This is a genomic window from Stenoxybacter acetivorans DSM 19021 (genome assembly GCF_000745895.1).
Classification (GTDB): domain Bacteria; phylum Pseudomonadota; class Gammaproteobacteria; order Burkholderiales; family Neisseriaceae; genus Stenoxybacter; species Stenoxybacter acetivorans.
Genome location: NZ_JQKE01000033.1, coordinates 1 through 19,881, shown reverse-complemented (window position 1 = coordinate 19,881; position 19,881 = coordinate 1). Strand labels below are relative to the sequence as shown.

Annotated in this window: 16 protein-coding genes; 6 read left to right on the top strand and 10 right to left on the bottom strand. The window is 45.5% G+C overall.

Annotated features, from left to right (window positions below; all coding sequences use genetic code 11):
* Window positions 1-354: 354 nt before the first annotated feature.
* From Q384_RS05880 to Q384_RS05860, 5 genes are all read left to right on the top strand, one after another.
* Window positions 355-870, top strand: a complete 516-nt coding sequence (locus Q384_RS05880) for a GNAT family N-acetyltransferase (RefSeq protein ID WP_037586544.1) — start codon at window positions 355-357, stop codon at window positions 868-870.
* Between the two features lie 291 nt (window positions 871-1,161).
* Window positions 1,162-1,440 (top strand): type II toxin-antitoxin system RelB/DinJ family antitoxin, encoded by a 279-nt coding sequence (locus tag Q384_RS05870; RefSeq protein WP_037586542.1) that lies wholly within the window; start codon window positions 1,162-1,164, stop codon window positions 1,438-1,440.
* A gap of 96 nt (window positions 1,441-1,536) precedes the next feature.
* On the top strand, window positions 1,537-1,818 hold the full coding sequence (locus Q384_RS14500; protein ID WP_156956469.1) for a type II toxin-antitoxin system YafQ family toxin: 282 nt from the start codon (window positions 1,537-1,539) through the stop codon (window positions 1,816-1,818).
* A gap of 215 nt (window positions 1,819-2,033) precedes the next feature.
* The gene (locus Q384_RS05865; protein WP_037586541.1) at window positions 2,034-2,525 is read left to right on the top strand and encodes a pilin; all 492 of its coding nucleotides are present in this window, start codon (window positions 2,034-2,036) and stop codon (window positions 2,523-2,525) included.
* A gap of 228 nt (window positions 2,526-2,753) precedes the next feature.
* Window positions 2,754-4,094 carry a glutamine synthetase family protein gene (locus Q384_RS05860; protein ID WP_037586540.1) on the top strand — a complete coding sequence of 447 codons (1,341 nt, stop codon included), beginning with the start codon at window positions 2,754-2,756 and terminating at the stop codon, window positions 4,092-4,094.
* A gap of 238 nt (window positions 4,095-4,332) precedes the next feature.
* Here the strand turns inward: Q384_RS05860 and Q384_RS05855 are convergent, their stop codons facing one another.
* Window positions 4,333-5,232 carry a LysR family transcriptional regulator gene (locus Q384_RS05855; protein WP_037586539.1) on the bottom strand — a complete coding sequence of 300 codons (900 nt, stop codon included), beginning with the start codon at window positions 5,230-5,232 and terminating at the stop codon, window positions 4,333-4,335.
* Window positions 5,233-5,241: 9 nt separating this feature from the next.
* Entirely contained in the window at window positions 5,242-5,574 is a 333-nt protein-coding gene (gene cyaY / locus Q384_RS05850) for an iron donor protein CyaY (protein WP_037586553.1), read from the bottom strand.
* Between the two features lie 457 nt (window positions 5,575-6,031).
* Here cyaY and Q384_RS05845 point away from each other — a divergent pair, with 457 nt between their 5' ends.
* Entirely contained in the window at window positions 6,032-7,564 is a 1,533-nt protein-coding gene (locus Q384_RS05845) for a DASS family sodium-coupled anion symporter (protein ID WP_037586538.1), read from the top strand.
* Between the two features lie 207 nt (window positions 7,565-7,771).
* On the opposite strand, the gene uvrC is transcribed toward Q384_RS05845, so the two are convergent.
* The 8 genes from uvrC to Q384_RS05810 form a co-directional block, all read right to left on the bottom strand.
* Window positions 7,772-9,625 carry an excinuclease ABC subunit UvrC gene (gene uvrC / locus Q384_RS05840; RefSeq protein WP_084224410.1) on the bottom strand — a complete coding sequence of 618 codons (1,854 nt, stop codon included), beginning with the start codon at window positions 9,623-9,625 and terminating at the stop codon, window positions 7,772-7,774.
* Window positions 9,622-10,545, bottom strand: coding sequence for a hydrogen peroxide-inducible genes activator (locus tag Q384_RS05835; protein WP_037586537.1), 924 nt, complete (start codon window positions 10,543-10,545; stop codon window positions 9,622-9,624). The genes uvrC and Q384_RS05835 overlap by 4 nt, the downstream gene beginning before the upstream one ends.
* Window positions 10,542-10,826, bottom strand: coding sequence for a cell division topological specificity factor MinE (gene minE / locus Q384_RS05830; protein ID WP_037586536.1), 285 nt, complete (start codon window positions 10,824-10,826; stop codon window positions 10,542-10,544). Before minE ends, Q384_RS05835 begins: the two co-directional genes overlap by 4 nt.
* A gap of 4 nt (window positions 10,827-10,830) precedes the next feature.
* Window positions 10,831-11,646: a septum site-determining protein MinD gene (gene minD, locus Q384_RS05825; protein WP_037586535.1), complete on the bottom strand. Its 816-nt coding sequence runs from the start codon at window positions 11,644-11,646 to the stop codon at window positions 10,831-10,833.
* A 321-nt stretch (window positions 11,647-11,967) separates the two neighbouring features.
* A complete protein-coding gene (locus Q384_RS05820) occupies window positions 11,968-15,801 on the bottom strand; it encodes a DUF3683 domain-containing protein (protein ID WP_037586534.1) in 3,834 nt (1,277 codons plus the stop codon).
* 41 nt (window positions 15,802-15,842) lie between these two features.
* Window positions 15,843-16,022: a hypothetical protein gene (locus Q384_RS13615; protein WP_169740838.1), complete on the bottom strand. Its 180-nt coding sequence runs from the start codon at window positions 16,020-16,022 to the stop codon at window positions 15,843-15,845.
* A 31-nt stretch (window positions 16,023-16,053) separates the two neighbouring features.
* Window positions 16,054-17,235, bottom strand: coding sequence for an NnrS family protein (locus Q384_RS05815; protein WP_037586533.1), 1,182 nt, complete (start codon window positions 17,233-17,235; stop codon window positions 16,054-16,056).
* 381 nt (window positions 17,236-17,616) lie between these two features.
* Window positions 17,617-19,770, bottom strand: a complete 2,154-nt coding sequence (locus Q384_RS05810) for a capsular polysaccharide export protein, LipB/KpsS family (RefSeq protein WP_281174505.1) — start codon at window positions 19,768-19,770, stop codon at window positions 17,617-17,619.
* Between the last annotated feature and the right edge of the window lie 111 nt (window positions 19,771-19,881).

Below are 19,881 nucleotides of genomic sequence, written 5' to 3'. Positions count from 1 at the left end.
ATTCAGCACAGATTTTGAGCGTTTTTTGCTGAGAAGACACGCGCTTGCGGTTATAAAGCAAAGGCGAACAGCGAAAAAAGCACCAAAATATGCCCAAAGAAATTACGCCAAAGGATATTAAACAGCTTCTTATTTTAGATGGCTTTAACACAAAACGGGAAATACTGTGTGGCAATGTTTTCCGCCAAAAGCAACGCCCCTATTTTTCAGGCTGCCTGAAACGCGTTTCGGCGCGGGTCTTGCCCATTCGCTGTAGAATAACGCAATATTTACATTACCTGATAATCATGATTTCTCAGCGCAAAACCGCAGCCCATTCATACCGATAAAACCCGTTATTTGGATTGATGCTCCATGAACACTGATTTGATACACATCCGCCCTGCCGACAACGCCGATATGGCTGCCGTAGCCGCCATTTTTAACCACGCCGTGCGCCATACTTTGGCGATCTGGCAAGAACAAGAAACCGATGAAGCCAACCGCATTCAATGGCTGGCTCAACGCCAAGCAAACGGTTTCCCTGTGCTGGTGGCAGTAAACGAACAAAATACCGTGCTGGGCTACGGCAGTTATGGTGATTTTCGGGCATATTCGGGCTATCGGCACACGGTGGAGCATTCGATATATGTCCATCAAACCGCGCAGCGAAAAGGCATTGGGCGTTTATTATTGCAAGCCTTAATTGATGATGCCGTGCAGCAAAAAAAACACGTTATGGTGGCTGCCATTGAAGCCGGCAATGCCGCTTCCGTTTCTTTACACCAAAAAATGGGGTTTGTCCAAAGCGGTTTGATGCCGCAGGTGGGCTGCAAATTCGGCAAGTGGCTGGATCTGGTGTTGATGCAAAAAATACTACAACATCAATGAAGTTCAGCAAAACAGCATGACGGCTGTACATGGCGGTGAAAACCGATTGCTTATCAGCAGACAACCGTACAGGGATACGGACAAAGTCCATTGCCAGACAGAAGATAAGAAGTCTACTGGTTGGGGGGGTTACAAGTTCATTTTTTCCGCCAAATATTTTTTCCTACAGTGGAAATACCCTATTTGGCACTGTGTCAGTAATAAAATACACAAGCCAAATCATAAAACCATTGAAAAAAATAAAACAATTGTTTTACAATTTAACGTCTTTTGAGCAAAAAAGGTAAAACAATGAGCAGCACAAACTTCAATATCCGTATGGATGAAAGCCTGAAAGAGCGTGCATTTCCCGTTATTGAAAGCTATGGATTGACCCCGGCACAAGCGGTTAAATTATTCCTGAACCAAATTGCCGATACCAAAACCATTCCACTTTCTTTTCAGCACAATTCAAACCGTATTTACAACGAAGCCACACGACAAAGTCTGATTGAAGCGAGGGAAGAATTTACAACTGCTAAACGTTACAGCAACTTGGAAGAAATGATGAAAGATATTACGGCGTTTTAAAAATGAGTGAGTTACAACCAACGCCAACCAAGCAATTTAAACGAGACGCGAAAAAGCACTATGCCAATCTGATGACATAAAGAATGGGCAGAAGTGATGTATTCTCTAATCCATGATATTCCGCTTACTGAAAAATACCGCGATCATCAATTAACCGGCAACTTGAAAGACTACCGTGAATGCCACGTTAAACCTGATTTGCTGTTGGTGTATGCCAAACGCGGGAACGAACTGCACCTTGCAAGACTTGGCACGCATTCAGAGCTTTTTAAATCATACTGCGGTTCGTTTGCCACTATGAACCTCCCAAGCTCGAGGGCAGACTCAATGGTATATATAATCAACCTACTAGGATTTACCCCTGACACAAAATTTTGAACACCCTCCCCAATACGGCTCGCTTTCAGGCTTCCTGAAAAAATTATTTGCACCCATAAAAAGCACAAAAACTAAAATTGGCACACCCATTGCTCAAACAAAACCAAACAGCAATATGGCAGATTGGAATATCCTTCCCCTCTCGTTTCAAATACTGCTGTATAGTGTTACTTAACTTTGGTCTTTGACCTAAACCCATATCTGGAGATAGAAACATGAAAGCCATGCAAAAAGGTTTTACCTTAATTGAATTAATGATCGTTATCGCGATCATCGGTATTTTGGCAGCGATTGCTATTCCGCAATACCAAAACTATATTGCTCGTTCACAAGTTACCCGCGTGATGGGAGAAAGTGCTCAAGTGCGTACTGCTGTTGAGCTCTGTATTTTGGATGGTCGTTTAACGTTGGGTACTGCTGCTGGTGCATGTGATCCGGGTGCGACGGGTTCTAACTTGATGGTCAGTGGTGGACAATCACCAACCGGTGAAGCTCTGCCCGCAGGCACGGGAACACCTGTAATTACAAACCCGTTAACTTCAACGACTACTGTTGTAGCAACTTTTGGTGGCAATGCTGCAGCTAACATTGCTGGTCAAGCCTTGACTTGGACTCGTACAGCAAATGGTACTTGGACTTGTACAACCACTGTTGCTGCGAACTTCGCACCTACTGGTTGTGCTGCTGCAGCTACTGGTACTCCTTAATCTCATACTTGAAAAATAGCAAAAACCGCACTTTTCTTAAGAAGTGCGGTTTTTTTGATGGCTGTTTCAACAACATTATTCTGAATCTTCACCGCCCTATTCCTTTATTTTCGCCTGCAAACAAACTGAATGTGCATCTTGGATTTACTCAAGCAACACTGCCGTTTCATTGACACCGCCGTTTAAATTGGCAATCATGCACACTCTCACACACAGGCTGCCTGAATCATGACTTCTGCTGACAAAATCAACGCTTGGCTGGACGAAAACCGCATCACCGAAATTGAATGTATGGTATCGGACATGAGCGGCATTCCGCGCGGCAAAATTATTCCTCGCCGCAAATACAAGCCCGAGGAAGGCATACGCATGGCAGAAGCGGTGTTCACCCAAACCGTTACCGGTGATTTTCCCGAAGCCGATTTCACCCCCAAAACCGATCCCGATATGCGTTTACTGCCCGATGCCAACACCTTGCGCATTGTGCCTTGGGCGGCTGAACCAACGGCGCAGATTATTCACGATGCTTATCGTTTTGACGGCACACCAGTTGATCTATCGCCGCGCAATGTGTTAAAGCGGGTATTAAACGCCTATGATGAATTGGATTTGCAGCCGATTGTTGCGCCCGAAATGGAGTTTTATTTGGTGCAAATGCAGCCCGATGAAGATTTGCCCTTAGAGCCGCCATTGGGCAGAACACGGCGCACCGAAGCTGGACGCCAAAGTTTCAGCATTGATGCCATGAACGATTACAACGATATTTTCGATGTGATGTACGATTGGTGTGAAGAGCAAGGCATTGCCGTGGATACCTTAATCCATGAAATGGGTCCGGCGCAAATGGAGATTAACCTCGATCATGGCAATCCGCTGGATTTGGCAGACCAAGTATTTTTATTTAAGCGCACCATTCGCGAAGTGGCACTGCGCAATAATATGTACGCTACATTTATGGCAAAACCCATGCAGGGCGAGCCCGGCAGTGCCATGCACATTCACCAAAGTGTGATTCACAAACACAGCAAACACAATATTTTCAGCGATGATGAAGGCAATGCTTCGGCACAATTTTTTCAGCACATCGCGGGCTTGCAAACCTATCTGCCCGCCGCCATGCCGCTGCTGGCACCATTTGTAAACTCTTACCGCCGTTTAAGCCGTTTTTCCACAGCACCAATCAATTTAGAATGGGGCTACGACAATCGCACTTGCGGTTTGCGCGTTCCGCAAGCCGATGCTGATGCCCGCCGCGTTGAAAACCGCTTGCCGGGCGTGGATGTCAATCCGTATCTGGCGTTTGCCGCCAGCTTGGGTGCGGGTTTATTGGGCATGACACAAAAATTAAACCCTTCTGAGCCTTTGGTCGGCAGTGCGTATGACCGCCCGCAAAACTTGCCGCGCCACCTTGATGATGCCGTTTCTGAACTGCTCTCTTGCCAACCTTTGCATGATTTATTGGGTTTGTCATTCGTGCAGTGCTACGCGGCAATCAAAGAAACCGAATTTGAAGAATTTTTTGAAGTCATCAGCCCGTGGGAGCGGCGGTATCTGCTGCTGCAAGTGTAATGCTAAGAAAAACAACCCAACAGGCTGCCTGAAACATATTCAGGCAGCCTGTTTATTGTTGAAATAAATACAGCTAAACGACTGTTTTCTGCACATGGATACGGCTTTTTATGCCAATTTATGCTGTAACAGATTGATTATTTTGGATTACTGTGTAATGTATTCTTCATTATGCCGCTTTGTACTATTCCCTGAAATGTTGTTTATCTCCGTCTGAAGCCTTAATTGTTTTCTTAAATCAAGGCAATCGGCTGCTTAATTGCCCCAAAAACCAATTCACGCGCGGGTCGGGCGTGGGGCGGGTTACGGTGTAATTCGGCAATAAATAAGTGGCTTGCTGCGGCAAGAGCGGCACCAATAGCCCTTGTGCAACAAACGCTCGGGCGGCATCTTCCGGCAAAAAGCCGATGTGGCTGCCTGCCAATAGAAACAACACAGCCGCATCAACATGATGCGCCACCGCAGTGGTTACGCCGCCGCTGATACCGATATGAGCCGGTGTGTGCGCATAACTGCATTTCACCCACACATAGTCTTCTTCCAAACGGTTCAAAGTGAGATTTTCCGCTTTGGCAGCAGGGTGGTCTGCACGGCAGTAGATGTTTTGGCGGCTTTCAAAAACCAAATGATAATGCAGGTTTTTTAGTAAAACATGGTAGCTGGCAATGCCCAAATCCAGGTGATTGGTTGCCACGGCGGTTTCAATCTCTTGCGGTGAACGAATGTCCATTGACAAACGCAATTCGGGGTAATGTTGATAAGCATCGCTGATAACCGAGCAAACGGTTGCCTGAAAATCCGGCGGCAAGTGTTCAACCACGCCGATGCGCAATGTTCCGGACAACACCGATTGATGCCATTTAATGTTTTGTACCTTACGGTGGAATTCACCGGTGGCTTGCAGCAATAAAGTACAGGCTTCATAAAGCTGATAGCCCGCTTTGGTGAGCGAAAAACCCGCACGGCCGCGGCGGCACAGACTTACGCCCAAACTTTCTTCCAAATGCGCCAAATGGGTGCTGATTGCCGATTGCGACATATTCAATCGGTCTTGCGCGGCACTCACGCCTTGACATTCCACAATCGCCACAAAGGCTTGCAGGGCTTTCAGGTCATGCTTGATAAGGGTATGTAACATAGGCAGGCCTCAAACACTATCCGCAGCAACAAGCTGAATATTTTGCCCGATTGCCGCACTTAATACTTGATTTAAAATGCTGAAAAATTCACTGTTATCACGCGAAGACAGCCATTGCCCGCCGCGCTCACTGAAATGATAACCGCCGCTTTTGGCGGCAATCCACAATTCCTGATTGGGTAAATGGCGATTAATGATGATTTGTTCACCGCTTTCGGTTTCAATATTCAATACATTGCCGCTGATTTCACCATCTAAATCCGCGTCTTGGCTGTCCAATTGATTGATGATGTGCTCAAACAGCTGATCGCTGTATTGTAAAAATTCACTTTCGGTCATGATATTTGTGTAATGATTTGCCTTGTTGGTTCTATCTTGCCACAGAAATGACTTTAATCCCAGTGATACGAAACCAAAAACCGTTTTATTATGATACCACCCCAAAAAAACATCGTTTTTGTATAAAGAAAATCTTATATAAAATCAAATTCAAATACGGCTTCTGAAAACATTTATCCGTTTTGGCTGCCCATTAATTTCACCGGCATTTCAATTGGAACTGTACTTGCTGGGATTTACTGCGTGAAATCACTGAATATTGGTTTTTATTTTATTGATCATTTTCTCCAAAAAATACAAATGATTACATTTCGTTTGATAAATATCATTAAATTGATTATTACTTGTTGTTTTTTTGAGCTTTATGTCAGTATTATCTGACAACGACCCGACTAAAAGAGAATAATGGTTTTTGTTGCCTATTGTCTGTTTTTTTAACTGTTATAAGGAGTTTAATGCCATGGAAACGCAAAATACTGTTTCTGTACCCAAGCAAAAATTTCCCATTCCGATTGGATTGATTGTCGGGCTGGTGGCTTTGTTGGCGGTGTTGCTGATGCCAACCCCCGAAGGTTTGTCCGTTTCCGGACACCGCATGTTGGCAATTTTGATATTTGCAGTGATTGTGTGGCTCACTGAAGCCATTTCTTACGAAGTCAGTTCGGTCATTGTTTTGGCACTCATCGCGCTCTTGGTTGGCTTCGCTCCTGAAGTGGTTTTAGACAAAGCCAGCACCCTTGTCAGCGAGAGCGATAAATTTTTGGGAACGTCTAAAGCCATGAACATTGCCTTATCCGGCTTTTCCAATTCCGCTTGGGCATTGGTGGCAGGAGCAACCTTTCTGGCTGCCGCAATGACCTACACCAAACTGGATCGGCGCATTGCCTTGCTCACACTGAACACCATCGGCACCAGCACCAAACGCATTTTAATCGGTGTCATTGTGGTAACCATTATTTTGAGTTTCTTTGTGCCCAGTGCCACTGCACGCGTGGCGTGTATTGTGCCGATTATGACCGGTATTATCGCCGCTTACGGCGTGGATAACCGCTCACGCATTGCCGTAGGCATCATGATTATGGTGGCTCAGGCAACCAGCGTGTGGAATGTGGGTATTCAAACTTCTGCCGCACAAAATTTACTCACTGTCGGCTTTATGGACAATATTATCGGTTCACGGGTGTCGTGGCTTGATTGGCTGAAAGCCGGTGCACCGTGGTCTGTGATTATGTCGGTCGTGCTGTTTTTTGTGATACTGAAAATGCTGCCGCCGGAAGCAGACAATGTACCGGGCGGTAAAGAAGCTGTAGAAAAAGAATTGAAAGGTCTGGGGCCGATGCCCGGCGCACAATTGCGCTTGCTGATTGTGATGATTACCCTGCTGTTTTTCTGGGCAACCGGCGGTAAACTGCACAATATTGACACCACCACTTCCACTGCTGTCGGCTTGGCAATTTTAATGATACCGGGCATTGGTGTGATTAACTGGAAAGAAGTACAAAAACGTGCGCCGTGGGGAACCATTTTGGTATTTGGTGCGGGCATCAGCTTGGGAACAGCATTGCTGAGAACCGGCGCGGGCAAATGGATGGGCGATTGGATTGTCCACAGTGCCGGTTTGGAAGCGATGAGTCCGTTTATGATTTTTGCTGTTTTGGCAGCATTTCTCATCATTATCCACTTGGGTTTTGCCAGTGCCACCGCGCTGTGTTCGCTGTTTATGCCGATTATGATTGTGATGCTGCATACCATCGGCGCAACCAATACGGCATTGACGCCTGATGTACAACTGGGTTTAAGTATGCTGCTGGGTTTTGTGGTGAGCTATGGCTTTATCCTGCCGATTAACGCGCCGCAAAACATGGTGTGTTTGGGTACGGACACATTCACCGCTAAAGAATTTGCCAAAGTGGGTATCGTGGTTACCATAATCGGTTATTTACTGATGCTGGTGATGGCTTTGGTCTATTGGCCGCTGCTGGGCTGGCTGTAACTCTGTAGCTGCCTGTATCAATCATTGATATAAGCACGCACACAAACCAACGCGGCAATCTGCCATAAACAGCAAATTGCCGCATTATTCACAAAAAATTTATCATGATTGCATGTGTGCGTTATTGAGCATTATTATTACATTTCTCACTTTGTTATCAATACCCTTTCAGGCAGCCCTGCTACTTTACAGGCTGCCTGAAAATCATCAATGATGCAAAATCTCATAAATTTTTTCTGCCAATTGACGGCTGATGCCTTCCACTTGACTTAAATCCTCCGCACCGGCTGCCATGATGCCGCGCAAACCGCCAAAACGGGTGAGCAAGGCGGCGCGGCGTTTTGCACCGATGCCGGGTATGTCGTTGAGGGTGGAAGTAACACGGGCTTTGCCGCGTTTATTGCGATGCCCGCTGATGGCGAAACGATGTGATTCATCGCGTATGGTTTGAAGTAAATGCAAGGCGGAATGGTGCGGCAGCAAAGAAGTAACCATACCCAAATGCGGAATAATCAGCTCTTCCAAACCGGCTTTTCGCTCCGGTCCTTTGGCGATGCCGACAATGGGCAATTGTATGCCCAATTCCTGCCACACTTCCTGTGCCATACGCACCTGCCCTTTGCCACCGTCAATCAGCACCAAGTCGGGCATTTTGCCGATGCTGTCATCACCTGCCGTCAATTTGCCGTAACGGCGGGTCAGCACTTCGCGCATGGCTGCGTAGTCATCGCCTGCTTTCGCGGTTTGGATATTGAAACGGCGGTATTGCTTGGGCTGCATGGCTTCGTTTTCATACACCACGCATGAAGCCACAGTGGCTTCACCTTGGGTGTGGCTGATGTCAAAGCACTCAATGCGGTTTAATTCGTCGGCGTTCAATTGCAACAACTCCGCCAGAGCATCCAAACGTTGTTGCTGACTGTGCTGTTGCTGCTGGCGTTGGGTGATTGCCAATTCAGCGTTATGCTGTGCCATTTTTAACCACACCCGCCGCTCACCGCTGGTTTGGTTCACAAATTGAATATTTTTGCCATTGTCTTCAATCAGAGCGATTTTCAAACTTTCAGACAGTTTGAAGTTACTGATGATAATCTCGGGCTTGGTTTTGCCCAAATAATGCTGCGCGGCAAAGGCTTCGCCGTAGCTGTTCAGATTTTCTGTTAATTGAAAACGGGTGTCGGGGAAAAAACTTTTGTCGCCAACGTGCCGTCCGCCGCGTATGCTCACCCAATGAATGCACACAGTATCACCCGTGCCTGCCAGCGCGAGTATGTCAATATTGCGGCTGTTGGGGCTGTTGCTGTCAATAAATTGCTGCGATTGCACCAAACCCAGGGCTTGCAATTGATCGCGGTATTGGGCTGCCGCTTCAAAATGCAGTGCGTCAGCAGCTTGCTGCATTTTGTAACGCAAAGTAACACTCAATTCATCGGTTTTACCGTTGAGAAACGCTGCTGCTTGGCGAACGCTGTCGCGGTAATCGTCTTCGCTGATGTGTCCGTTGCAAGGACCGGAACAGCGGCGGATTTGATACAGCAAACAGGCGCGGTTGCGGTGTTCAAACACGCTGTCTTCACAGGTGCGCAAACGAAATACTTTTTGCAAAATTTGAATACTGTCGCGCACGGCATAGCCGTTGGGATAAGGACCGAAATACTGGTTCGGCTTTTTCAGAGAGCCTCGGTAATACGCCATTTGCGGAAAAGCATGGCCGCTGAGCATGAGATAAGGATAGCTTTTATCATCGCGAAATAAAATGTTGTATTTCGGCGACATTTCTTTAATGAAATTGTTTTCCAAAATCAAGGCTTCCGCTTCGGAGCGGGTAACTGTGGTTTCGATTTTGGCAACTTGTTTCACCATCAGCTGAATGCGCGGCGATAAATTGCTTTTTTGAAAATAGCTGCTGACGCGGCGTTTTAAATTTACCGCTTTGCCCACATACAATACTTTGCCGTCAGCATCGGAAAAACGATACACGCCGGGCAATGTGGGCAGATTTTTCAGGCAGCCTGAAAGGTCGAACGGCATGGCTTCCGGCAAGGCGGAACGACTGCTCATAAATCTTTCACAAAGCGCACACCCGCCAATTTGGACAAACCAATGGCACTCCGAATCGCCGTTAAGGCTTGCGGACGCACGAAATGGCGGCGGCTTGCCAGTACAATACGCCGCTGCGGCACAGGCGGCTCAAACGGCACGATACTGAACAGCATGTGGTCATTTTCAGTCAGCGCGGTGGCGGGCAAGACGCTGATGCCCAAACCGCTTGCCACCATGTGGCGTACCGTGTTGATTGAACTGCCTTGTATGGTATTTGCCAAGCCTTGAATTTTTTGCTGCTGCGCCAATTCAATGCAGCCGGCAAGCACGTTGTCGCGCATACAATTGGCTTCAGTCAGCAACAGCACGCGCTCTTGTGCCAGATCTTTGGCACTGATGGCATCAAGCTCTTCAAAAGGATGCCCTTTGGGGACAATCACAAAAAACGGTTCATCATACAAAGGCCAAACTTCCAAACCGCTCTCTGAAAAAGGATCCGCCAATACGGCTGCATCTAATTCACCGCGTTTGAGCAAATCCGCCAATACGCTGGTGTAATTTTCTTCCAGCTGCAAAGGCATATCCGGCGCAATTTCACGCAACGCCAAAACGAGTTTGGGCAGCAAATAAGGCGCAACCGTAAAAATTAGACCCAGCCGGAATAAGCCGTCTAATTCATTGCGCTCTTCATTTGCCAAAAATTTAATTTGCTCTGCTTCATCAAGCACTTTTTTTGCCTGTGTAACAATGCGCTCGCCGGCAATCGTGGTGTGAATTTCCGCACTGCTGCGGTCAAACAGCACAATTCCCAGTTCTTCTTCCAGCTTTTTAATGGCAATGGATAAGGTGGGCTGGCTCACAAAACAACGCTGAGCGGCTCTGCCGAAATGTTTCTCGTGTGCCACCGCAACAATATACCGCAATTCGGTTAAGGTCATGAATCTGCCTTTTTTGTTGTGTCTTTGCCAAAATCAGGCAGGGTAATGTTGAGTTCCAACACATCTACACCGCCTTGCTGTTCATGTGAAATGCGAATGTCATCTAAAGACACCGGTACATATTTAGACAGCACCTGCAATAATTCTTTTTGCAAAGTAGGTAAATAATCCGGTGCAGTGTTGCCGCCGCCGCGCTCTTGAGCAATGATGATTTGCAAACGATCGCGGGCGATTTGCGCACTGGCGGTTTTCTTGCCAAACAAAAAATCAATTAAAGACATGGATTTAACCTCCGAGCAAACGTTTCAGGAAGCCTTTTTTCTCCACATCCAAAAAACGAATGGGTCGGTCTTCGCCCAGCAAACGTGCCACCACGTCTTTATAAGCCTCGGCGGCGGTTGATCCTTCCACCAAAATCACCGGTGTACCCGCATTGGACGCTTGCAATACATTTTCAGATTCGGGAATAACGCCGATGAGCGGCACACGCAGAATGTCGCAAATATCGTCCACCGACAGCATTTCACCTTTTTCCACGCGCTCGGGTGAATAGCGATTAATCAGCAAATGTTCTTTTACCGGCGGCAAACCTTGCTCGGCTCGGCGCGATTTGCTCGCCAAAATACCCAAAATCCGATCTGAATCGCGCACACTGGACACTTCCGGATTGGTGGTTACCACCGCTTCATCGGCAAAATACAGTGCCATCATTGCACCCTTTTCAATGCCGGCGGGCGAATCACACACCACATATTCAAAACCCATGGTTTCGGTTAATTCTTTCAATACTTTTTCCACGCCATCGCGAGTAAGCGCGTCTTTATCACGGGTTTGCGACGCGGGCATGATATAGAGATTTTCTGAGTGTTTGTCTTTAATTAAGGCTTGATTCAGCGTGGCTTCTTCCTGAATCACATTGATTAAGTCATAGACCACGCGCCGCTCGCAGCCCATAATTAAATCCAAGTTACGCAGGCCCACATCAAAATCAATCACCGCGGTTTTGTGTCCCCGCAAAGCCAAGCCCGCCGCAATGCTGGCACTGGTGGTGGTTTTGCCCACGCCGCCTTTACCTGACGTTACCACAATAATTTTTGCCACAGTTTATTCCTTCTGAAGTCATTTGAGTCATTCATCAATCGGTTCGGCAAGGCACAAACACGCACTTGCCTAATCATGCCAATTTTTAACCGCCGGCACACGGCATACTTTTTGGATTATGATTATAGATTATAACGGGTAAAATACTTTTAGAAAAAAATGCGTGCGGATACGGCATCGGTAAACTCAAAATACGCACAGTTTATTGGTAAAAAACACGTTAGCGGCTTAAAAAAACAGGCAATCACCAACACACCATAACAACCGTTTCCATTTCTGTTTCCGTCTCAGGCAGCCTTTTATCCGTTTCTCACGCAAATTTCACAGCAATACTCTTTCAATCCCGCCATTATTGGCTTTCTCAATAAATTCATCTTGCCAATTTTCGCCCAAAATTTGTTTTGCCATTTCGATAACCACATAATCTGCACCGATGCCGGCATCGTCTTCGTAACGGCTTAAACCTTGTAAACAAGCAGGGCAAGTGGTAAGCATTTTAACGGGTTCGCCCGCCGGCAGCTGTGCTTTGCCTTTTTCAATTTCTTCCATTTTGCGAAAGCGCACTTGCGTGGCAATATCGGGGCGATTAACGGCAAACATGCCGGATTCGCCGCAACAGCGATCACTCAATACCACTTTTTGACCAATGAGTTCATTAACCACTTTAATCGGCTGGGTGGTTTTAATCGGGCTGTGGCAAGGGTCGTGATAGAGGTATTGACGGCCTTGAACACCATTCAGCCGTATGCCTTTTTCCAACAAATATTCATGAATATCAACAACGCGGCAACCGGGGAAAATTTTATCAAACTGATAATCCGCCAATTGGTCATAACACGTACCGCAGCTGACCACCACTGTTTTAATGTCCAAATAATTCAAAGTATTGGCAACGCGGTGGAATAAGACACGGTTTTCGGTGGTGATTTGATTGCCTTTATCGTGATTGCCGCCGGCGGTTTGCGGGTAGCCACAGCAGAGGTAGCCGGGCGGCAATACGGTTTGTGCACCGGCATGCCAAAGCATGGCTTGGGTTGCCAATCCAACTTGACTGAACAGACGTTCCGAACCGCAGCCGGGAAAATAGAACACTGCTTCGGCTTCTTCTGCAATGGCAGGGTTGCGGATAATCGGAATGGTTTTGCTGTCTTCAATGTTGAGCAATGCTCGGGCGGTTTTAATCGGCACATGGCGCGGCAAAGGGCGGTTGATGAAGTGAACCACTTGTTCTTTAATCTTCGGCTCGCCAACGGTAGCGCGCGGTGCGGCTTTTTGTTTTTTCAGGTAGCCCAAACCAAAATGCTTGCCAAGGCGATAACCCCAGTTTTGCAGCTTAAATCCGGCGCGAATAACCCCTGCGTGCAAAATTTTAATGGTATTGGGATCTTTGGCGTTGAGCAGAGCCATGCCCATAAATACCGCCGGATTAAAGCGTTTTTTGCCGCTTTTGCGCAGATAGTTGCGTATGGCAACCGTAACATCGCCAAAATCAATGTTCACAGGACAAGGCTTGGCACAGCGATGACATACGGTGCAATGGTCGGCAACATCGTTTAATTCGGCAAAGTGCTTCAGCGACACGCCGCGGCGGGTTTGTTCCTCGTACAAAAACGCTTCGGTGAGTAAACCCACACCCAAAATTTTATTGCGCGGGCTGTAGAGCAAATTGGCGCGCGGCACATGGGTGGAACACACGGGTTTACATTTGCCGCAACGCAGACAATCTTTGACGGCATGGGCAATATCGCCCAAATCGGATTGCTCCATAATCAGTGATTCCACGCCCAAAAGTTCAAACGAAGGCGTGTAGGCAGCTTCCAAAGTCGCACCGGGCATGAGTTTGCCGCGGTTAAACCAACCTTTGGGGTCAATTTTTCGTTTGTAGTCCCAAAACGGCTGCATTTCCGCATCGGTGAGGAATTCCAGTTTGGTGATGCCGATGCCGTGCTCACCGGAAATCACGCCGTTTAAACTGCGGGCAATGCCCATAATCCGCACCACTGCTTGGTGGGCGGTTTGCAGCATGTCGTAATCGTCTGAATTAACGGGAATATTGGTGTGAACATTGCCGTCGCCCGCGTGCATGTGCAAAGCGACAAACACACGTGAGCGCACCACTTGAGCGTGAATTTTTGCCAATTGCTGCAAAATCAAGGTGTCGGTTTTGCCGCTGAAAACCTCAGATAAGGGCTGCATCACATCACGCTTCACCGACACGCGCAGGCGAAAATCGCGCATGGCAATAAAACAGCTGTCATTGCCAACGGGGGCATCGTCTTCCCATTTTTGCGGAAAACGTGCCAAATAATCGGCAAGCGGTGCGTCCAAGTTATCCAGCAACCATTGCCAGCGTTCGGTAACCGCTTCAACGTGGTTTAAAGCATGTTGTTTGCGTTCACCCAATAATTCTTTGCCGGGCAAATCCGTACCCATTTTGTCCAGAGGCAATTTTGTGGGCAGGTATTCACGCAAAGCACGGCACAGGGCAAGTTTATTGCGTATTGATAATTCAATATTAATGCGTTCAATGCCGTCGGAATATTCGCCCAGCCGTTCCAGCGGAATAACAACATCTTCATTGATTTTAAAGGCATTGGTGTGCTTGGCAATGGCGGCAGTGCGCGAACGGTCGAGCCAGAAAGTTTTCCGTGCTTCAGGTGTTGCCGCAATAAAACCCTCGCCGTTTCTGGCGTTTGCCAAGCGCACAATGCGCTCGGCGGCTGCCTGAACGGCAGCTTCATCGTCTGATACAACATCAGCCAGCAACACCATTTTCGGGCGGCCTTTGCCCGCTGCTTTGGTGGCATAGCCCACCGCACGAACATAACGCCAGTCTAAATGTTCCAAGCCCGCCAGTTTAACGCTGCCGTGCCCCAATAAATAATCGCGCACTTCCACAATCGCCGGTGTGGCGTTGGCAACCGTACCGAAAAATTCCATACACACGGTACGTGTGTGTTTGGGCATGGTGTGCAGCACAAAAGCCACGCTGGTGATGATGCCGTCTGTGCCTTCTTTTTGTACACCCGGCAAACCTGCCAAGAATTTATCAGTAACATCTTTGCCCAAACCCACTTTACGAAAACGCGAGCCGTCGATTTTCAGCCGTTCGGTTTTAACAATGCGCTTGCCGTCGCCGCTCAGCGTATGCACGTCAAACAGCGCGGTTTTTTCATCGTGAATTTTGCCGAAATTGTGGCACACCCGTTCAATCCGCAGCCATTCGCCTTGCGGGTTCACCATTTGCCACCACGCCAAATTATCGAGTGCCGTTCCCCACAATACCGCTTTTTTGCCGCCCGCATTCATTGCCACATTGCCGCCCACACAGGAAGCATCAGCAGAAGTCGGATCAACGGCAAACACCAGTTTGGCAGCAGCGGCGGTTTCTTCTACCCGCCGCGTAACCACGCCCGCGCCGCAGACAATAATCGGGCGTTCGCTTTCCAATCCCGGCAGCTGCACCCATTGCACACCTTGGTGTTTATCCAGTTTTTCAGTGTTAATGACGGCACTCATTGCGTCCAAAGGCACAGCACCGCCAGTGTAGCCCGTGCCACCGCCGCGCGGAATAATCGGCAATTCCAACTCAATCAAGGCACGTACCAAAGGCGCGATTTCGGCTTCGTTGTCAGGCACAATCACCACAAACGGGTATTCCACGCGCCAGTCGGTGGCATCGGTTACATGGCTTACTCGCGCCAAACCATCAAATAATATATTGTCTTTATGGGTAATTTTCGACAACCGCTTCAACACTTGTTCGCGTTTGGTGCGGGTTTTCTCAAAGCCGCGCTCAAAAATATCAACCGCGGTTTCGGCTGCCTGAAGCAAAGAACCGACTTGTGTATTGTTGTCGCGCCGTTTTTGAATTTCGTGCAAACGGTGGCGCATTTCTTTCACCAATGCCGCTTGGCGCGGCGGGTGCGCCAGTAAATCGTCCATTAAATACGGATTGCGATTCACCGCCCAAATATCCCCCAGCACTTCAAACAACATTCGCGCCGAACGCCCTGTGCGCCGCTGACTGCGCAAGTCTTGCAGCGTATCCCACGCCGCCGCGTTCAATAAGCGAATCACAATTTCGCGGTCGGAATAAGAAGTATAGTTGTAGGGAATTTCGCGAATACGCGGGGCGGGATTTGTACTGCTCATTGTGCGGGTTCCGTTGAGCTCAAGGCTTTGAAGAGAGGCGTTTATTCTAGCCGATGAATATCGTATTGGGAAATAAATAGTCCGCTGAAAAATGATTGTGTCAATCCGCTTTTTAATACCGAATGATTTTTAAAGCAGATTGCCAATCTGTTTTCAGGCAGCCTGTGTATTATCAGGCTGCCTGAAAACAATAATCCCTTGATCCAAATTGCTTTATTCATTTTCAATTATTATCTTTAGTAAACCACATCATCACCCTGCCCGCCCATCGGCACGGGCTTGCAGCAGCCACGGCGTGTAACGCCAAGCGAATAAAAATAATGAGAGTGCAAACAGCAATGCAGACACGGCAATCAGCCCTGAAAACAGACTGCCTGAAGCCCACGCGGCAACAATACGCAATAAGGCTGCCAAAATCATCAAGCCAAATGCCAACGGTATCGGCACAACCGCACGCATCGGGCGGCCGGTGTGTCCCAAAGCGGTGCGCGCCATCATGCCCAAGGTCAATAAGCCAATGCCGCCAACCGCAATCAAATGCACACCCGCGCTCACCATGCCTGACCACGCCATCGGCTGATATAAACCGATACCAAACACCAGCAAACCCAAGGCACAGGCAGTAAAGCCGACAAACAAAACCCACAACAAGGGTTCCCTCAATACATTGCGATGCCAAATGCGTACCACTTGTATCAAATTAATCACACCGCTTGCCGCACCCGCAATCATTGTCAATCCCAACCACTGCGGAAAAAACAACAAATTCACCGCCATGCACATTGGCAGCACCATTGCACTCAATCCGAATAAGGGCGAAATCGGTACTTGCGGAATATTCAAACGGCGCGCAGTAAAAAACGGAATCACGCGCAAGCCAATCAAGCCAATAAAACCAGACACCACAATCAAACCCGCCCACAACCCTGTTCGGATTGTGATTAAATGATGGTGTGCCAGCTGCCAATGAAACCAAGCGTGGTTCACCGCAAACAACAGCAAAGCAAGCACCACGATATAATTGCGCTTATTGCCGCTGCGCCATATCGGCAAAAATAAAAACCATGCCGCCAGTAAAAAAAACACATTGCCCACAATGCCACCCCAATAAACAGCAGCGGGAAACAGCACACACACCCGCTCAATCAGCCACAACCCCGCCAGCAATACCAATGCACCGCCGCGCAAAGGCGGCTGACCCGTCCAAGTCGCCACCGCCGTGAGCAAAAAACCCGTTATCACCAGACCGGCATAGCCCCAAATCATTTCATGTGCATGCCACAAATAAACAGGCAATGCGGTATTGCCGATATAGCCCAATCCCGTTGTATAACCCATGCCCCAAACCAAAATACAGACTGCACCGAACAATGATGCCAGTAAATAACAAGGGCGAAATGCCATTTGCCACAAAGGCTGCCTGAAAAATTTCATGAGTAATCCTGATGCTCCGTGTTTGCGGTTAATTATTTTTTAATGTATTTACTTTTAGCAAAAAGCATCCAAACAATATATAAGTATAAATAATTATTTTTGGGGTATTTTAATAACACGCTGCCACCATAAAATAACAAGAATTTATGCTCAATGATGCCTAAGTAAAGCATGCAAAAACAATGGCATATATTGGTTCAGCATTCACCTTGCATCTATTCGGGCTTTAAACACTATTTCTTAACAAAAACAAGCCGCTGACTGTTGTTTTACAAAATGGCGGCGTGCCATTTTCAGCTTAGCTCAATCGCTTTAAATCTGATTTTTCGATAACTTGCAGCAAGGTTATTCTCTTAGAGTACGTTATTAATTGACAATAAATTATTGAAGATCTTTTTTCAAGATTTTTTTCCTAAAAAAATCGTAAAAGAATAAATATGGATTATTTTTTAGTTTTAAAAGTTTTCTTCTAATCGATGAGCTATTTTTAGCAGACGATCTATAATTTAATGAATTTAAATTTCCGGTGGAATTTACATTGCCGGTTTTATTTTTATTATAAATAAAATCATCTAAACGGTATCTATCAAAAAGAATACTTTGTTTCAAATTTATGATGGGTGAATTATCTATAAAAATTTCTTTTTTTGTTTTTTTATCTTTATCCCATACTCGAACAATATCATATCTTATATTTTCTGAAATACTCAAATTTGCCTTATCAGTGTATTTCCTTTCTTTTCTATTCCATGTAGCGAAAGAATAAAAGTCATTGATTAAAAATGAAATAAATTTAATTGCAATATTTTCATCAAATTTAATCGGATTATTGATTAATTGATCAGTCAAATCCTCAGCATCATAAACCAAATTATTTAATCCATTACACGCATAAAAGACTTGTCCAAAAAAATAAACAGGTTTATTATAAATAACAGATAACACACCAACACCACTGTTTATTAGCGTTACAGCATCACTTGCTTCTAAAATGTCGTTAATGTGGTATTTATCAACACAAACAGCCCCCTCAATAACAACTTTATCAATTGTTAAAGGATGATTTTTATAAATTATTCTCCAACCATTCAGTATTGTCGGTAACTTTGCTATTTCATTGATAAAATTATCATAACTGCCTATTTTTCCACAAAAATAATTTGTGGTTGTATCCGATGGAGATTGCAGAGCAATAAATAAAATTTTTGTTTTTTCACCTATGTTTAATCGTTTTTTTATACCGTTCCCACCTATTTGATCTGGCTGAGGCTCTAAACTATTTACTGATAATTTGAAATTATTAATATATTCTACTGTTTTTTCTTTTTTTTCACCTTCTATATTAATATCTCTCCAATTATCATATTGGTATGACTGACTTTCAGCACAAAATCCATCTTTATCAATACAAATTGAAAAAGGCAATGCACCTCTTTCAACAACGTAACAATCCATTCCTTTTTTCTTAAAAATTGTATAAAGATTTTTTATCTGCTCATTGCCATATGGATTATTAAAAATAATATTTTTTATTTTATATTCTTTAATGATACCATCAATATTATCTGGTGATATAGTGCTGTACTCAATATACACAGGATTTTTAAACAAGCAAAAAATACCTTCATTAAATGAATGTGGATTTAAGCTTAAAAATAAGGTTGATTCTGCATCGCTATCCCTTAGAGGAATGAATTCAGTTTTTTTATTTTGATAATATTCTGCATTTCCTGTTGCAATGGATAAATTACGTTTACGAATAGCATCGTTTCTTTCTGCTCGTATGGGATGCCATATATGAAAACCATAAATTCCTTTTAAAGCACAAATATCTGCAAAAATCCTGTATAAAGATCTGTATCCAATCCAAGATACCTGTTCAGAATATTTTTTTGTAATCAGCCGGTAAAAATCCCTTGGTTTTTCGATATTGGCTTTTGTTAATAATTTTAAAGCAAAATCACTGTCTTCCAGCCCCCAACCCTCAAAAGATTCATCATATCCGCCAACAGACAATATCAAATCCCTGCTGCACACTAAATAAGAAGAAGTCGGGGCGAAAAACTCTATTGTCTCTGAATCAAATTCATCAAAAATATCAGAAATTAAATCATTGTATTCTGGTTCATCTAAAAGAGCAGTTATCGTTGATGATTTTTGTTCTGATAAGTAAGCAACAGGAATAGCAAAAAATTTCCAGTTTTTGTTAATTAAAAGAGAATCAATTTGTAATTTTATTTTTTGGTAAAAATCTTTGCATGAAAATACATCTAAATCTTCAATAATAATAAAATCGGCTTGCGATTTAAGAACCCCAATATTCCGAGCTTTTGATATATTCCATATTTGAGAACTTGAATCAACATAATGGTATGGAAAACCATTTTCATCACATATTCGTTTTATTGATTCGGCATCATCATGCTGAGAACCATAATCAATAATGACAAACTGAAAATTGTCAGGTAATGTATATTCTGCCCTCAATTTCAATCTGGATAGAATATCATATTCAGAATGAGCACGAAGTGTTATAATAATATCTACAGTATATTGGGTATTGGGTATTGGGTATTGGGTATTGGGTATTGGGTATTGGGTATTGGGTATTGGGTATTGGGTATTGGGTATTGGGTATTGGGTATT

Coding starts and splice junctions, on each gene's coding strand:
- uvrC (WP_084224410.1), bottom strand. CDS start 9,625: ATGAGCAGTCGTTCCGCCTTGCCGGAAGCCATGCCGTTCGACCTTTCA.
- Q384_RS05860 (WP_037586540.1), top strand. CDS start 2,754: ATGACTTCTGCTGACAAAATCAACGCTTGGCTGGACGAAAACCGCATC.
- minE (WP_037586536.1), bottom strand. CDS start 10,826: ATGTCTTTAATTGATTTTTTGTTTGGCAAGAAAACCGCCAGTGCGCAA.
- Q384_RS05855 (WP_037586539.1), bottom strand. CDS start 5,232: ATGTTACATACCCTTATCAAGCATGACCTGAAAGCCCTGCAAGCCTTT.
- Q384_RS05820 (WP_037586534.1), bottom strand. CDS start 15,801: ATGAGCAGTACAAATCCCGCCCCGCGTATTCGCGAAATTCCCTACAAC.
- Q384_RS13615 (WP_169740838.1), bottom strand. CDS start 16,022: ATGAATAAAGCAATTTGGATCAAGGGATTATTGTTTTCAGGCAGCCTG.
- Q384_RS14500 (WP_156956469.1), top strand. CDS start 1,537: ATGTATTCTCTAATCCATGATATTCCGCTTACTGAAAAATACCGCGAT.
- Q384_RS05865 (WP_037586541.1), top strand. CDS start 2,034: ATGAAAGCCATGCAAAAAGGTTTTACCTTAATTGAATTAATGATCGTT.
- Q384_RS05880 (WP_037586544.1), top strand. CDS start 355: ATGAACACTGATTTGATACACATCCGCCCTGCCGACAACGCCGATATG.
- Q384_RS05815 (WP_037586533.1), bottom strand. CDS start 17,235: ATGAAATTTTTCAGGCAGCCTTTGTGGCAAATGGCATTTCGCCCTTGT.
- Q384_RS05835 (WP_037586537.1), bottom strand. CDS start 10,545: ATGACCTTAACCGAATTGCGGTATATTGTTGCGGTGGCACACGAGAAA.
- Q384_RS05870 (WP_037586542.1), top strand. CDS start 1,162: ATGAGCAGCACAAACTTCAATATCCGTATGGATGAAAGCCTGAAAGAG.
- Q384_RS05845 (WP_037586538.1), top strand. CDS start 6,032: ATGGAAACGCAAAATACTGTTTCTGTACCCAAGCAAAAATTTCCCATT.